General features: G+C 66.1%; 12 protein-coding genes and 1 pseudogene. 5 read left to right on the plus strand and 8 right to left on the minus strand.

The window, feature by feature from the left end; translation table 11 throughout:
- Nucleotides 1-208 precede the first annotated feature (208 nt).
- On the plus strand, nucleotides 209-715 hold the full coding sequence (locus XarjCFBP7645_RS02900) for a methyltransferase family protein (RefSeq protein ID WP_104536154.1): 507 nt from the start codon (nucleotides 209-211) through the stop codon (nucleotides 713-715).
- A 196-nt stretch (nucleotides 716-911) separates the two neighbouring features.
- Nucleotides 912-1,451 (plus strand): O-acetyl-ADP-ribose deacetylase, encoded by a 540-nt coding sequence (locus XarjCFBP7645_RS02905; protein WP_104536155.1) that lies wholly within the window; start codon nucleotides 912-914, stop codon nucleotides 1,449-1,451.
- 163 nt (nucleotides 1,452-1,614) lie between these two features.
- Here the strand turns inward: XarjCFBP7645_RS02905 and XarjCFBP7645_RS02910 are convergent, their stop codons facing one another.
- From XarjCFBP7645_RS02910 to gap, 8 genes and pseudogenes are all read right to left on the minus strand, one after another.
- Nucleotides 1,615-2,619, minus strand: coding sequence for a class I fructose-bisphosphate aldolase (locus XarjCFBP7645_RS02910; RefSeq protein WP_104536156.1), 1,005 nt, complete (start codon nucleotides 2,617-2,619; stop codon nucleotides 1,615-1,617).
- Nucleotides 2,620-2,912: 293 nt separating this feature from the next.
- Nucleotides 2,913-4,379, minus strand: a complete 1,467-nt coding sequence (pyk, locus tag XarjCFBP7645_RS02920; RefSeq protein WP_104536158.1) for a pyruvate kinase — start codon at nucleotides 4,377-4,379, stop codon at nucleotides 2,913-2,915.
- A gap of 344 nt (nucleotides 4,380-4,723) precedes the next feature.
- Complete coding sequence (locus XarjCFBP7645_RS02925) at nucleotides 4,724-5,371, minus strand: HAD family hydrolase (RefSeq protein ID WP_104536159.1); 648 nt, start codon at nucleotides 5,369-5,371, stop codon at nucleotides 4,724-4,726.
- Nucleotides 5,368-6,543: a phosphoglycerate kinase gene (locus XarjCFBP7645_RS02930; protein ID WP_104536160.1), complete on the minus strand. Its 1,176-nt coding sequence runs from the start codon at nucleotides 6,541-6,543 to the stop codon at nucleotides 5,368-5,370. Before XarjCFBP7645_RS02930 ends, XarjCFBP7645_RS02925 begins: the two co-directional genes overlap by 4 nt.
- 309 nt (nucleotides 6,544-6,852) lie before the next feature.
- Nucleotides 6,853-8,211 (minus strand): DUF3999 domain-containing protein, encoded by a 1,359-nt coding sequence (locus tag XarjCFBP7645_RS02935; RefSeq protein WP_104536161.1) that lies wholly within the window; start codon nucleotides 8,209-8,211, stop codon nucleotides 6,853-6,855.
- Nucleotides 8,208-10,667 (minus strand): annotated as a pseudogene (locus XarjCFBP7645_RS02940) (DUF2339 domain-containing protein); the annotation flags it as partial. The pseudogene XarjCFBP7645_RS02940 and the gene XarjCFBP7645_RS02935, both read right to left, overlap by 4 nt.
- Before the next feature lie 504 nt (nucleotides 10,668-11,171).
- The gene (locus XarjCFBP7645_RS02945) at nucleotides 11,172-11,642 is read right to left on the minus strand and encodes a hypothetical protein (RefSeq protein ID WP_104536163.1); all 471 of its coding nucleotides are present in this window, start codon (nucleotides 11,640-11,642) and stop codon (nucleotides 11,172-11,174) included.
- 217 nt (nucleotides 11,643-11,859) lie between these two features.
- Entirely contained in the window at nucleotides 11,860-12,861 is a 1,002-nt protein-coding gene (gene gap, locus XarjCFBP7645_RS02950; RefSeq protein ID WP_016902270.1) for a type I glyceraldehyde-3-phosphate dehydrogenase, read from the minus strand.
- 234 nt (nucleotides 12,862-13,095) lie between these two features.
- Between gap and XarjCFBP7645_RS21290 the strand changes: the two genes are divergently transcribed.
- The 3 genes from XarjCFBP7645_RS21290 (at nucleotide 13,096) to XarjCFBP7645_RS02965 (ending at nucleotide 14,969) form a co-directional block, all read left to right on the plus strand.
- Nucleotides 13,096-13,512 (plus strand): hypothetical protein, encoded by a 417-nt coding sequence (locus XarjCFBP7645_RS21290; RefSeq protein ID WP_146096265.1) that lies wholly within the window; start codon nucleotides 13,096-13,098, stop codon nucleotides 13,510-13,512.
- 99 nt (nucleotides 13,513-13,611) lie between these two features.
- Nucleotides 13,612-14,235, plus strand: coding sequence for an OmpW/AlkL family protein (locus XarjCFBP7645_RS02960; protein ID WP_104536165.1), 624 nt, complete (start codon nucleotides 13,612-13,614; stop codon nucleotides 14,233-14,235).
- A 119-nt stretch (nucleotides 14,236-14,354) separates the two neighbouring features.
- Nucleotides 14,355-14,969 carry an OmpW/AlkL family protein gene (locus tag XarjCFBP7645_RS02965; RefSeq protein WP_104536166.1) on the plus strand — a complete coding sequence of 205 codons (615 nt, stop codon included), beginning with the start codon at nucleotides 14,355-14,357 and terminating at the stop codon, nucleotides 14,967-14,969.
- Nucleotides 14,970-15,036 lie beyond the last annotated feature (67 nt).

Below are 15,036 nucleotides of genomic sequence, written 5' to 3' on the forward strand. Positions count from 1 at the left end.
CTTGCACGCACAGGCCGCGCCCACGGCGCGGCCTGTGTGCCCATGGTCGATCCAGCCATTGCCCCGGCCTCCTCGACGCGTAACTGCCTATTGCCGCACACACGCCCGATGGCAGTTCGCATTTGCAGATTTGCGTATGCAGTGCGGTGCGCACTCCCGCCCATGTCAAGGAAACGTTAAGATAACGGCGGATGCAAGGAGAACCGTCGTGAGCAACCAGCCGTATGGACACAGCGACACCCGCGTTTGGCGGGCGCCATGGCTGGTCAAGATCACCTCGCCTGCGCACTTCGCGTTGGCCATGGGCCTGGGCGCCTGGCTGCAGAGCGCACTGGAGCTGCCATTGCCTGCGCCAACGCCGTTGGCCTGGATCGAACTTGTCGGCGGCGTGATCGCCTGTCTCGGACTGGCGCTGGCGGTGCGCTGCTTCATCCTGTTCGCGCGTCGGCGCACCACCATCATGCCTAGCGGCCATCCCTCGCTGCTGGTGCTGGATGGCCCGTATCGCTTCACCCGCAACCCGATGTACGTGGCGCTGGTGCTCAGCTATGTCGGCCTGTGCCTGCAGCTCGGCCTGCTGTGGGCAGTCGCCTTGTTGCCGCTGCCATGGCTGGCCCTGCAGCTGTACGTGATTCCGTTCGAAGAAGCGCGTCTGCGCAACGAATTCGGCCGCCAATACAGCGCCTACTGCGCGCGCGTGCGACGCTGGTTGTAAGCGCCCGACCTCGGAAGATCGCTGAGCGGCGATTGAGCCGACCGATCGCATCTGCAGGTTAGCGCTTGCCCTATTGCCACCGCTGCAGCCGTTTTTTGGCAATCTCAGCCGATGAGATGAAAGGGCGATAGCGTGCCCATTCCGCGACGCGCGCCCCATCACGCGTTCCTCATGCAAATCCCCTAATTATCGCGCCATGAAGATCGAAGTCTGGCAAGGCGACATCACCGAACTCGACGTGGACGTCATTGTCAACGCCGCCAACGAATCGTTGCTGGGCGGTGGCGGTGTCGATGGCGCCATCCACCGCGCTGCCGGCCCGCGCCTGCTGCAGGCCTGCGAGGCGTTGCCGCAAGTGCGTCCGGGTGTGCGCTGCCCCACCGGCGAAATCCGCATTACCGACGGTTTCGATCTCAAGGCACGCCATGTCTTTCATACCGTCGGCCCGGTCTGGCGCGACGGCAAGCACAACGAGCCGGAACAACTGGCCAACTGCTACTGGCAGTCGTTGAAACTGGCCGAGCGGATGATGCTGCATTCGGTCGCCTTCCCGGCCATCAGCTGTGGCATCTACGGCTATCCGCTGCATCAGGCCGCGCGCATCGCCGTGACCGAAACCCGCGATTGGCAGCGCTCGCACAAGGTGCCCAAGCACATCGTGCTGGTGGCCTACAACGAGGCAACGTACAAGGCCTACCAACAAGCCCTGGCGGCGCAGGAAACCGCCGCCGCCTGACACCCGTGCGAGGTGGAGGTTGAGATGACGAGCGCCGCAAGGCGCTCGTTGCGTTTGGGAAGTCGTTCGGGTGCAGGGCAATCCACACAGACAAAAACGCCGGCATCGCTGCCGGCGTTTTTTTGCTAGGTGTGATGCGGCCCTAGAACGGCCGGCACGCCGATCAACCCTTCCACTTGCCCAGCGCGGCCAGGCCGTTTTCCTTGGCACGCTCATAGATGATCTGCTGCGCCTTGGCGAAGTTGCCGCTCATGTCCTTGGCCCACAGCTTCAGTGCCGCCTGCTGCATCGCGCGGCCATACGAGAAGCTCAGCGGCCACGGCAGATTGCCGAGCTGGTGCATCTCGTTGAGATGCGCGGTGGACTGCTCGTCGGTCTGGCCACCGGACAGGAACACGATGCCCGGCAGAATCGCCGGCACGGTCGACTTCAGGCACATCACGGTGGACTCGGCCACTTCCTCGACGCCGGCCTGTTCATCGCAGCCCTTGCCGGAAATGACCATCGAGGCCTTCAGGATGGTGCCTTCGAGCACGACATTCTGCTCGTACAGCGCACCGAACAGCGAACGCAGCGTGGCTTCGGTGACCTCGTAGCAGGTCTCGATGTCGTGGTTGCCGTCCATGATCACTTCCGGCTCGACCATCGGCACCAGGCCCTGCTCCTGACACAGCGCGGCATAACGCGCCAGCGCATGCGAGTTGGCCTCGATGCAGGTGCCGGACGGGATGTCTTCGCCGATGTTGATGACCGCACGCCACTTGGCGAAGCGGGCGCCCAGCGTGTAGTACTCCTCCAGCCGCGCGCGAAGACCGTCCAGACCTTCGGTCACCAGCTCGCCCGGCATGCCAGCCAGCGGCTGCGCGCCCTTGTCGACCTTGATGCCCGGGATGATGCCGTGGGCAGTCATGTACTCGGCGAACGGCACGCCGTCCTTGGTCTTCTGACGGATGGTCTCGTCGAACAGGATCGCGCCGGAGATGTAGTCGCTCAGCTTGGGCGTGGTCAGCAGCAGTTCGCGGTAAGCGCGGCGGTTTTCTTCGATGTTCTCGATGCCGACGCTGGCAAAACGCTTGGCGATCGTGCTGGTCGATTCGTCGATGGCGATGATGCCCTTGCCCGGGGCGACCATGGCCTGGGCGGTTTCGGCAAGCTGTTCGATGCTCATGTGGTTCCTGTGGCAGCTGCGGGGGAGAACGAAAGTATAGCGACGAAAGTCGCAGACATTCCTTCACGGAATGTCTGCAACCGATTACACCTGTCCTGCATGACAGGATGCGTGGCGCGGCGCGCAGCGTGATGTACACGCTGCGCGCTGCGTGCTCCTGCAGGCGCATTCGCACGACAGACCATCCGCCGCACAGCACAACGGCGACCCGCAGGCCGCCGCTGTGCTTGCACGCAACGATTTGATTCACCGCGTGCGTCGACCGGCGACGCACGGGCTGCTCAGGCCAGGCGTTACAGCTCGCCCAGGCCGCTGGCGCGGCCGTCTTCGCCCACTTCCAGCAGACGCAGCGTGTTGGTGGCGCCATGGGTTTCCATATGCTCGCCGCTGGTGAACACCACGCGGTCGCCCGGTCCCATGCGCTCGTTCTCCACCAGCAGACGGATCGCCGCACGTGCGGCTTCGCGCGGGGTCAGGCCGCGGCTGTCGAAGCTGATCGGGAACACGCCACGCATCATCGCCATGTGGCGGCGTGCGCCATCGTGACGGGTGAAGGCATAGATCGGCATGTTGGAACGGAAGCGCGACAGATACCGCGGCGTGCCGCCAGACTCGGTCAGTGCAACGACACCAGCCAGACCGATGTGCTCGGACAGGAACATAGTCGCCATCGCGATCGCCTGGTCGGCGCGCTGCAGGTTGCGTTGCGCCGCTTCGAAATCGGTGTCGAACTCGAACTGGCGCTCGGCCCCCAGACAGATGCGTGCCATCGCTTCCACCGCCCGCACCGGATAGGCGCCAGCAGCGGTTTCGGCCGACAGCATCACTGCATCGGTGCCATCGATGACCGCATTGGCCACGTCGAGCACTTCGGCGCGGGTCGGGATCGGACTTTCCACCATCGACTGCAGCATCTGCGTGGCGGTGATCACCACTTTGTTCTGCGCCAGCGATTCGCGGATGATCTTCTTCTGCAGGCCCGGCAATTCGGCATCGCCGATTTCCACGCCCAGATCGCCACGCGCCACCATCACCACGTCGGACGCTTCGACGATCTCGACCAGGTTCTCGATCGCTTCGGTGCGCTCGATCTTGGACACCAGCGCGGCATCGCAGCCGTGCTGACGGGCGATACGGCGCGCGTCGTTCATGTCTTCGGCGTTACGGCAGAACGACACCGCGATGAAGTCCACACCGATCTTTGCGACGATGCCGATCAGTTCCTTGTCGCGCTCGGTCAGCGCGCCCAGCGACAGGCCGCCGCCCTGCTTGTTCAGGCCCTTGCGATCGGACAGCACGCCATCGTTGAGCACGGTGGTGACGATGCGTTGACCCTGCACTTCGGTTACCTGCAACTGCACCAGACCATCGTCCAGCAGCAACACGTCGCCGGGGGCTACGTCCTGCGGCAGGCCGAGGTAGCTGACGCCGACCTGGTGCTGGTCGCCCGCAGGCGCGTTGGGGTCGGCCACCAGGTCGAAACGCTCGCCGGTGGTCAGCTTGATCTTGCCTTCGGCAAAGCGCTCGACGCGGATCTTCGGACCCGGCAGGTCGGCCAGGATGCCGACTTCGGCACCGACGCGCACGGCCGCGGCGCGCACTTCGGCAGCGCGCTTGGCCTGGCCGGACGGGTCGCCATGGCTGAAGTTGAGGCGCACCACGTTGACGCCCGCCTTGAACAAGGCTTCCAGCACACCGGGCGGATCCGTCGCCGGTCCGAGCGTGGCGAGGATCTTGGTGCGGCGTTGACGTTCTTTCATGAGGGCCTCCCTGTAAAAGCCGCGAAACTTAACACACGCGTCACCTACCAACGATGGCATTGCGGCATAGCCATCCTCGTATTCCGGCATGTCCTGTAGACAGTGCGGGACAGTACGTACGCCTTCCGCAGCGCGTTGGCACGCGGCGGGATGTGATGGGTGGGCTGCCACCCTAACGCGGCAGCGGTGAAGGTCGCACGGGGCGCAGCGGCGATCGGACGGCGGCGAACGGCCAGCGTGGCGCGGATGCTGCACCCCTCTCGCAACGTGCGCGTAGCGCCATCCACCGACGAGCGCCGGCCGCGCTCGCCTGGCGATGGGCGCAACTGCGTTGTCCGTCAGTCCTATGCATTGATCAAGGCGCGCAACCCGGCGGGCGTCCGTGCGATCGCACCGGCACCTGCGGCACGCAGCTCGGCTTCGTCGCCGAAGCCCCACAATACGCCGATGCTATGAATGCCGTGGTGGTTGGCACCATCGATATCCATCCGACGGTCGCCGATCATCACGCAGCCGGTCTTGGCGATGTCCAGGCGCCGCAGCGCTTCGGCGATCAGGTCCGGCTTGAAGCGGCGCTCGCCGTCTTCGCTGGCCCCGATCACGTCCTCGAAGCACGCACCGAACGGCAGATGCTCGACGATGCGGCGCGCGTAGCGCTCGTTCTTCGAGGTCACCACCGCCAGGCGATGGCCGGCGCGGTGCAGGTCGGTGACGACCTCGCCGATACCGTCGAACACGCTCAGTTCGGTCCAGCCCACCGCGTCGTACCGCCCGCGGTACGCCGCCAGTGCGCGCTGCACCAGCTCCGGATCTTCGGGAAAACAGTCGGTGAAGCTGTCGCGCAGCGGCGGGCCGATCCACGCGCGCAGGGTCTGCGGCGACGGACGCGGCTGGCCGACCTCGTCGAAGGCATGCACGATGCTGGCGACGATGCCCGGCTCCGAATCGACCAGGGTGCCGTCCAGATCGAAGAACAGCGTGGCTGCACTCACTTGCCGCGCGCCTGCAGCGCTGCCACCGCCGGCAAGGTCTTGCCTTCCAGAAATTCCAGGAAGGCGCCGCCGCCGGTGGAGATGTAGGTGACGTCCTTGGCGATGTCGTACTTGTCCACGGCCGCCAGGGTGTCGCCGCCACCGGCGATCGAGAACGCCTTGGAGCCGGCGATCGCACGCGCCAGCGTCTCGGTGCCGTGACTGAAGGGCTCGAACTCGAACACGCCGACCGGCCCGTTCCACACCACGGTGCCGGCGCTGGCGATCAGCTCGGCGTAGCGCGCGGCGGTCTGCGGGCCGATGTCCAGAATCAGGTCGTCGGCCTCCACGGCCTCGAGCGACTTCACCGTCGCCTCCGCATCGGGCAGGAACTGCTTGGCGACGACGACATCGGTCGGCAACGGAATCTCCGCACCGCGCACCTTCGCATCGGCGACGATCTGGTTGGCGGTGGGAATCAGATCCGGCTCGCTCAGGGACTTGCCGACGTCATGCCCGGCCGCAGCAATGAAGGTGTTGGCGATACCACCGCCGACGATCAGCTGGTCGACCTTGTTGACCAGGTTGGACAGCAGCTCCAGCTTGGTGGACACCTTGCTGCCGGCCACGATCGCCAGCAGCGGCTTGGCCGGGTTGTCCAGCGCCTTGGCCAGCGCGTCGAGTTCGGCCATCAACAGCGGACCACCGGCAGCCACTGGCGCGAAGCGGATCACCCCATGCGTGGAGGCCTGCGCGCGATGCGCGGTGCCGAAGGCATCCATGACGAACACATCGCACAGCGCGGCGTACTTGCGCGCCAGCGCCTCGTCGTCCTTGCCCTCGCCGACATTCATGCGGCAGTTCTCCAGCAGCACCACCTGGCCCGGCGCCACCTCCACGCCGTCGACCCAGTCGCGCACCAGCGGCACGTCCACGCCCAGCAGCGCAGTCAGGCGCGCGGCCACCGGCGCCAGCGAATCTTCTTCGGTCCAGCTGCCTTCCTTGGGGCGGCCCAGGTGCGAGGTGACCATGACCGCAGCGCCCTTTTCCAGCGCCAGCTTGATGGTGGGCACCGAGGCGGTGATGCGCTGCTCGGAGGTGATCTGGCCGTTGTCGATCGGCACGTTGAGATCCTGGCGGATCAGCACGCGCTTGCCGGAGAGATCGAGGTCGGTCATGCGGATGATGGACATGGGGTCAGCTCGCTAGGTCTGGGGAATGGAGAATGGGGAATCGAAAAAGCAGCCGGTACACGTGGCGCCAGTGTCTGGGCGCTGCGCGGATGGATGGCTTGGGACAGCCGTGGCACGCTGGCGTTGCGCCCGCATGCAGGTCGCTGAGATTGCAGCTTGCCTGTCGCGCATGTCGCTGGCCGTGCGGCTGGCGATGCGGGAGATGGTCGGTCGAAGACGACGGGCAATGCGGCTGCCTTGGCGACGGGGGGTGCCCATTGTCGGACCTTCGCGCCGCAGCGGCAAACCGCGGTGCGGCGCGCGCGTGCGTCAGGGGCTGCGATCGGTCGCCGAGCTGCGCAGCAGGCTCGCTGCGAAACCACCGACCAGCAGGGCGCCACCGATCAGCAGCGCCCATAGCAACCAGCGCTTCCAGTCGCGCGGCGAAGCGGCCGGCTGCAGTGCGGCGTCGCCGGCCAGCGGCTGTGCCTGCGCAGCGACGCTGGCCTGCGCCGGTTGCCATTGCGCTCCGCGTTCGCGGCGCAGTGCCTGCAGCATCGAGGCCAGCGGCGCGGCGCCACGGTGCAGCCGCGCGCTGCCGGCGACCACCGCATACGGCGGCTGCCCCTGTGCGAGGAACATCATCCGCTCCGGCTGGTAGCCCAGACGCAGCGTCGGCAGCGCAGTGCTGCGCCCCTGTGCGGCGAACAATCGCCACTGGCGATCACGCACCGGGGCCGACAGCTGTTGCGGTGGCGACGCGGCGGCGGTGCCAGTACCCAGGCGATACGCCAACCACGGCCCGGCACGTTGCAGCCACGGCGCGTCATCGGCATCGCGGCTTGCCACGGTCCATTCGACGGCCTCGGCCTGGCCGCCGCTGACATCGACCTGGGTGATCGGAAAGCGCCCAGGAAAGGCATACACCACTGCCTTGTCCTGCGCAGTGCCCGGCAATTCCAGCCACTGCGATTGCAGTGGCGCCGAGACGCCATCCAGTTCCGCATCGACCACGCGCAAGGCCGGCAGTTCGCCGGACACCGGCACGATGCGCAGATAGCGCGCGCCCGCGTCCAACGCGATGCGGCGCTGCTGCAGACGCTGCGCCTGGTTGTCCAGCGCCATCACGGTGGCATCTGCGGCGAGCAGGTGCCAGTCGCGCAGATCGTCGCTGCCTTCCACGCGCAGCCGGGCCTGCACCGGCGTGTTGCCGTCCCAGTCCAGCCAGAGCGCACGCGGACGATCGCGCAACGCGCTGGCATCGATCAGCCAGCTGCCCCCGCCATTTGCAACGGCAGCGGTGCCGGTGGCGAAGCGGCCTTCCAGCCGACGCACCGCGCCACTGGCATCGCGTTCGGCGATCAGTTGCAGATCGCCGTTGGCAGGCGCCGCACCGGCCGGCAGCGCGAACAAGGGCAGGCGTTGCCGGCGCGGCGCGGCGGCCGGCGCGGCATCCACCGGCAAGAGCGCGGCCGGCATTTCCTCGCCACGCGCATCGATCACGGTGACATCGCCCAGCCCCGCGTCATGGGCGCTGCGATAGATCGCCGCGTTCAAGCGCAGCTGATACATGCCGGCGTCCGCGCCGGTTACCTGCAGCGGCCACTGTTGACGATAGTCCTGGCGCACATCGGCTGCCTGCGCCAGCAGCGGCACCAGCAGCAGCCATCCCCATTGCCTCGATTTCATGCCTGATCCTTGTCCACGCCATCGTCTCCGCCAGCCTGCTCTTCGGCCACCGGCTGGCGCGGCGGCGCCGGTGCCAGATAGCCCACCACGGTGCACAACAGGCCATAGGCCACGAACGAGCCGATGCCGAGTAGATCGCCCAGATGCTGGCGGTCGACCAGCACCAGCTTGGCCAGCACCAGGCCCATCAACAACGCACCACCCAGCCACAGTCCACGCTGACCGCGCCGCGAGCCGATCACCCAGCCCAGCACGCCCAGCACGCTCCAGACGATGGTCAGGCTGGTCTGAGACAGAGTCGCGCCGATCAACCCGGCATCCCACGCCACGCCACCCCAGTGATGCACGCTGTGCAAGGTGCTGCCGGTGATCAAGGCCCAGCCCGACACGCCCAGCGCAGTCACCCGCCACCGTTGCACGGCCAACGGCGCCTGCGCAGACCAGGCCCAACGCGCCAGCAAGGCCAGCACCGCCAGCTGCGCCAGCTCGGCCGGGTTGAGCACGGGCAGCCATGGCAATGGCGCCGCACTCACCGGGTCCAGCAGCACGATCAACCAGCCGATGCCCAGCACCGCGAACACACAGCCCAGCAAGGCATTGCGTGCCCGATCGAAACCCGCACCCTGCGGCCACGCCAGCCACGGCCAGCGCAACAGACCCACTGCCGCCACGATCAGCCAGGGCGCGGCCAGCAAGGCGCACCGCCAGCCATTTGCCAGCATGAACGTATCGGCCAGCCAGGCCACGCCCAACGAGGCCACCAGCGGCCACAGCAGCCACCAAATGAACTGTGCGGCCACCGCGCCGGCACCGTGCTGCATGCGCAGGCACCACAGCGCGCGCGTGCCTGCCACGGCGAACGCCAGCCAGGCCAGCGCCCCCCAATGCGCGAACGGTTGCGTATGCGCATGGCTCTGCCACAGCGCCAACGGCGCGGCCAGCGCCAGCCCGAACATCGCCGTCCACACCAGCGCCGTTGCCGGGCGACGGCGGTGCACCTCGGCTGCCAGCCACACGCTGAGCGCGACAAAGCCCAACAGCAGATCCGGCTCGCTGCGCAGATCGCCGGCAAAGCGCAGGATCTCGTGCACACCGCACAGCGCCCACCAGCCCAGCCCCCACAGATACGCCACCAGCGCGCGGCGCGGCTGCCCCGCAGTGCGCAGGAACCAGGCACTGGCCCAGCCGGCCAGCGCAAGCAGCAAGCTGCTCATGCAGGTGGCGTTGGCAACGGCCACCGCGTCGTAGCGCCATGCATCCACGCCGAACGCGACGCCGACCGCCGCCAGCAACTGCAACGCCACCCCGCTGAACTGCGAGATCCGACGCTGCTGCCGCAGCCCCAGCCACAACAAACCGACGCCTTCGAGTGCGAAGACGCTGGCAGTGGCGCGCGCCGACAATGCCAGCGGCACCGCCAATGTCGCAAAACCGACCGCCAGCATCGCATGCGCCTGGCCCAGCAGGCGCGTGGAGGCACGCCGCAGCAACCAGCTGGCCAGGCCTGCGTACAGCGCAGCCACCGCCAGCGCACACAGCGCCAGCGGCAAGCGCTCGCCATCCAGCAGGCGCGCCTGCAATGCGAAGGCCACCAGCGGGGTGCCGAACACCAGGCTACCGTCGATGAGCTTGCCCGCACTGCCATCGCCGCGACGCGCGTGCAGTACCGGAATCGCCACATACATGACGAAGAACAACAGCAGGAAAGGTTCGGTCGTGGCGAATTTCGCCGGGGTGTACTGCAGCGCGCCCCATAGCGTGCCGATGCCGAAGGTGAAGGCGAATCCGAGCAGGTTCAGCACCCGCCACGGACGTGTCCAGGCGATCGCCACGATGCCGGCATTGAGCACTGCGTAGTACGAAAACAGCGCAACATGATTGCCGCTGCCGGTGGACAGCCAGATCGGCGCAAGGAAGCCGGCCAGCACGCCCAGTACCGCCAGCGTGCGCGAATCCTGCATCACCGCCAGCACGCACATGCCGGCAATCAGCACCACGCTGATGCCCATCGCCAGACCCGCGCCGAGCAGCCCGTACAACTTGAACGCGGCAAACACCGTCAGCAGCAAGCCGCCGATGGCCCCGCCCTGCAACGCCAACGCGAAGCCCGGCCGCTGCAGCCGTTGCTTCCAGCCGAAAACCAGGCCGGCGAGCGCCAGCACACTGATGCCGGCCAGCCGCAGTTCGATCGGCATGCGCATCCAGCCCTGGTCGCTGGCGTATTTCAACAACGATGCCACACCGGCCAGCAACACCAGCATGCCGACCTTGACCGGCACATTGCCTTCGGTGAACCAGCGCTTCACTGCGCTGGCCACGCGCGTCAGCGGGCCTGGCCCGGATGGGACGGCGTGCGCTGGCTGTGCGAACTCGGCAGGCGCAGCGGTCAGCGGCGGTGCTTGGGCTGCGCTGCGCGCCGGCGACGATGCGGGAGCTTCTGCCGGCAATGATGGCGGCACTGGCAGTGGTGCGACCGAGGCCGGCGTCGGCGCGGCTTGCAGATCTGCTGCGCGAGGCAGCTCAGGCTCGCCAGACGCAGACATGCCGACGTCGGACGTCGCGTGCGGCTCCCACGCCCCGGCAGGCGGTGGCGTGGGCGCTGACCTGTGCACCGCCGCCGCGTCCGCGCCTCCGGTGTCGCTGGCCTGCCATTGCGCAAGCCGCTGTTCCAGCGCATCCACGCGCCGCCGCAGCCCGGCGATCCACACCAGGGCGATCACCAACCCTACCGGCACCGCAAGCAGCAACAGCACCACCAACACAATCATCGTTTCCAACGCACAACCCCTGGGTCGGCATCCGGCCGAATGCGCGAACCATACAGGCTCAGGACGCATCTGGCAGCCAATCACTGCCTGAAGCGCAGCGACGCGATGCCGTTAGCGGCACCCGCACATGCTGGCCACATGCACGCACATCCACCCAAAAAAAAACGCCCGGAACAACCGGGCGTCTGACACTTATTCGCGGTAGCCGCTGTCGTTCTTGTTATGGATGATCCAGATCAGGTTGCCGCCGGTGTCCATCGACTTGCCGGCAAACACCAGGCGCCCCTGGCCCTTGTAGGCCATCTCATAACGGTAGCGGTCGCCACCGAAGAAGAACGGGATGAACGCCTTGCCGGTCACGTAAGAACCCTGATCGTTCGGTTGACCAATCAGGTCGGTGACCTGCTTCATCGGCATGCCGATCTTCAGCTGGGTGAACTTGCTGTCAGGCGCCGGCTTGCCGGTGATCTCGCCTTCGTAATCGTTGACGCCCTTGACCGTTTCGCCGTAGCCCGCCTCGACGTCGGACGACTTGATCACCTCGCCATCGGCGTTCATCCAGGCCGGCGTACCGGCTTGCTTCTTCGCCGCCCAACTGGTCGACGGAGCCGACACCGCAAACACCACACCGAGCGCCAGTACGCCCGCCAGAAATTTACTCATGAGTTTTGTTCTCTCGATCCATGGAGTTCCCCGATCCTTCGTACACGACACGGGAACGACCGCCGTGCCCGCAAATTAGCGCACGTAGGCCTCCCAAAGTCCACTTCCCGTACTGACGACGACGCGGCGACGGTAGATGCACACATCACATTCCGGCAGACACAAAACAAAAGGCCCCGGCATGCCGGGGCCTCTACGCATCGCCTGAGCGCCAGGTTTACTTCGCGACAACCCGCACCATTTCCAGGCACTTGTTGGAATAGCCCCACTCGTTGTCGTACCAGGACACCAGCTTGACGAAGGTCGAGTCCAGCGCGATGCCGGCGTCGGCGTCGAACACCGAGGTACAGGTTTCGCCGCGGAAGTCGGTGGCCACGACCTTGTCTTCGGTGTAACCCAGCACGCCCTTCAAGGCGCCTTCGCTCTGCGCCTTCACTTCGGCGCAGATCTCGGCGTAGGTGGCCGGCTTTTCCAGTTCGACGGTGAGGTCGACCACCGACACGTCCGAGGTCGGCACGCGGAAGCTCATGCCGGTCAGCTTCTTGTTGAGCTCGGGAATCACCACGCCCACGGCCTTGGCGGCACCGGTGGAGGAGGGAATGATGTTCTCCAGGATGCCGCGCCCACCGCGCCAATCCTTGTTCGACGGGCCGTCCACGGTCTTCTGCGTCGCCGTGGCCGCGTGCACGGTGGTCATCAGGCCGCGCTTGATGCCCCACTTGTCGTTGATCACCTTGGCCAACGGCGCCAGGCAGTTGGTGGTGCACGAGGCGTTGGAGACGATCGCTTCGCCTTTGTAGGTCTTGTCGTTGACGCCGAACACGAACATCGGCGTGTCGTCCTTGGACGGTGCCGACAGGATCACCTTCTTGGCACCCGCGTCGAGGTGCTTCTGCGCGGTTTCCTTGGTCAGGAACAGGCCGGTGGACTCGATCACCACATCGGCGCCGACCGCGTCCCACTTGAGGTTGGCCGGGTCGCGTTCCTGCGTGAGGCGGATCTTGTTGCCGTTGACGATCAACGTGTTGCCGTCGACCGACACATCTGCCTTGAAGCGGCCATGCACCGAGTCGTACTGCAGCATGTAGGCGAGGTAATCGGGCTCGAGCAGGTCATTGATGGCCACGATCTCGATGTCATTGGCGAAGTTCTGCACCGCAGAGCGCAGCACGTTGCGGCCGATGCGACCGAACCCGTTGATGCCAACCTTGATTGCCATGTTCACTAGCTCCTGCGGCCGCGATGGCGCGGCGGATGGAAAGGGACGCCCATTCTAGCAGCGTCGCACTCGCACGGCCGTGCTGCAGCCGGCGTTGCAGCATGTGGCGCGAGGACGTTGTGCCACGGTGCATGCGTGGTGGGAAACCGGAAACTGCACAAACCTGCGTGGCTGTGCCGTCAACCGGCGATGCGATGCGCGCGCGGCAGCGCAGGCGCGGCACTGCGCGCCGATATGTTTTCTGATTCGGCGACCCATGACGATCTGGCCCACCGCATGGAAGCGACGATCGGCACAGCGACTGATTTTCGATATATCCAGTTATTTCAACAACTTGATATTTACGCCGATACGCTGAAAGGCGTATTCATCCATCTGCCGAACCGCGGCATGTCGGCGGGCCGCGAATGTCGCTGCTGGCCCTGCCTGCCGAGGCACCCATCGATCACAACCGAGATTCTCCATGCGGCGCACCCTCACTGTTCCACCGCGCATGCAGGCATCGCGTTACTCCTCGGGTGCCCCTCGCGCCAAGCGCATGGCATGACAGATCCGACGCAATGCACCGGTGCGATCACCGGCACGGCGCGGATTGCTGGTGTCGGTGCCGGCCCCTTGCTCGCATCCACGCTTGCTCGCATCCACGCATGACCTGCAGCGTCGTTGCGCCGACGGATTGATCAGGATCAAGGCATCCATCGGGCAAAGCCCCAAGACTTCCTCCATCCTCTGCACACAACGAGAGTTTCCATGCGCATGCGCTCTACCCTTCTGCTCGCCGGCCTGGCCGCCACCTTCGCCAGCGTTCCCGCACTGGCTCAATCCAAAGGCGACTGGACCGTTGCCGTCGGTGCCCACCAGGTCGCTCCCAAGTCCGATAACGGCCGTCTGGTCGGCGGCACGCTCGAAGCGGACGTCGGCAAGGACATCAAGCCGACCTTCACCGCGGAATACTTCATCGCCGACAACCTGGGCATCGAAGTACTGGCTGCGCTGCCGTTCGAGCACGACATCGCGCTGCGCGGCCTGGGGCGTGTCGGCAGCACCAAGCATCTGCCGCCGGTGATTTCGCTGCAGTACCACTTCAACAGCCAGGGCAGGCTCTCGCCGTTCGTTGGCGCGGGCATCAACTACACCCGTTTCTTCAGTACCGACACGCGCGGCGCGCTGGCCGGCAGCGAGCTGGAACTGGACGATTCCTGGGGCCTGGCGCTGCACGCGGGCCTGGACTACAAGCTCAGCGACCGCGGCGCGCTGCGGGTGAATCTGCGCTGGATCGACATCGACACCGAAGCGCGCCTCGACGGCAACCGCATCGGCACGGTCAACATCGACCCGCTGGTCTACGGCGTGGCCTACGTGCACCGGTTCTGACCCAGCCAGCGTGCGCGATGCATCTCTGGCACACTTGGCGTCCAGGGACGTGAATCCACCGCCGGAGCTGCGGACAGGTTGGTCACGTCGACCGCCTGTCCGACCTATCCGGGGATTCCATGAGCATGCTGATCCGTACCGCCCTCGCCATCGCACTGGCCGCCTCGGCCGCGCCCGCCCTTGCACAATCGGCCGGCCACTGGACCACGGGCTACGGCGCCGGCTATGTCGCGCCCAAGTCCGACAGCGGCAGCTTCGGCGGCACGCGTGCGGAGATCAAGGGCGCACCGACGCTCTCGTTCACCTACGAATACTTCCTGCGCAACAATCTTGGCATCGAGGTGCATGCCGCGGTGTCGGGCAAGCACGATCTGCAGCTTGAAGGCGTCGGCAAGGTGGGCAGCTACTGGTCGGTGCCGCCGAGCGTGCTGTTGCAGTACCACATCAACGGCTACGGCACGGTGTCGCCGTTCGTGGGCGTCGGCATCAACTACACCACGTTTGTCGGTGAAGACGTCGATGACGCCTTCGGCAATGGCGATCTGCGCTTCGACGATTCGGTGGGCGCTACCGCGCATGTCGGTGTGGACTTCATCTTCAACGATCGCAGCGGCCTGCGGGTGGATGCGCGCTGGACCGATTCGCGCAGCAACGTCGACTTCAATGGCAGCCGGCTGGGCAAGGCGCGGATCGATCCATTGACCTACGGCGTGTCGTACCTGGTGTACTTCTGAGCATGCCGCAGACGCCACGCTGAGCCGAGGCTGTGCTTCGACAGGAAACGGCCATCAAACCGTCCCG

Source organism: Xanthomonas arboricola, assembly GCF_002940665.1.
GTDB lineage: Bacteria > Pseudomonadota > Gammaproteobacteria > Xanthomonadales > Xanthomonadaceae > Xanthomonas > Xanthomonas arboricola_B.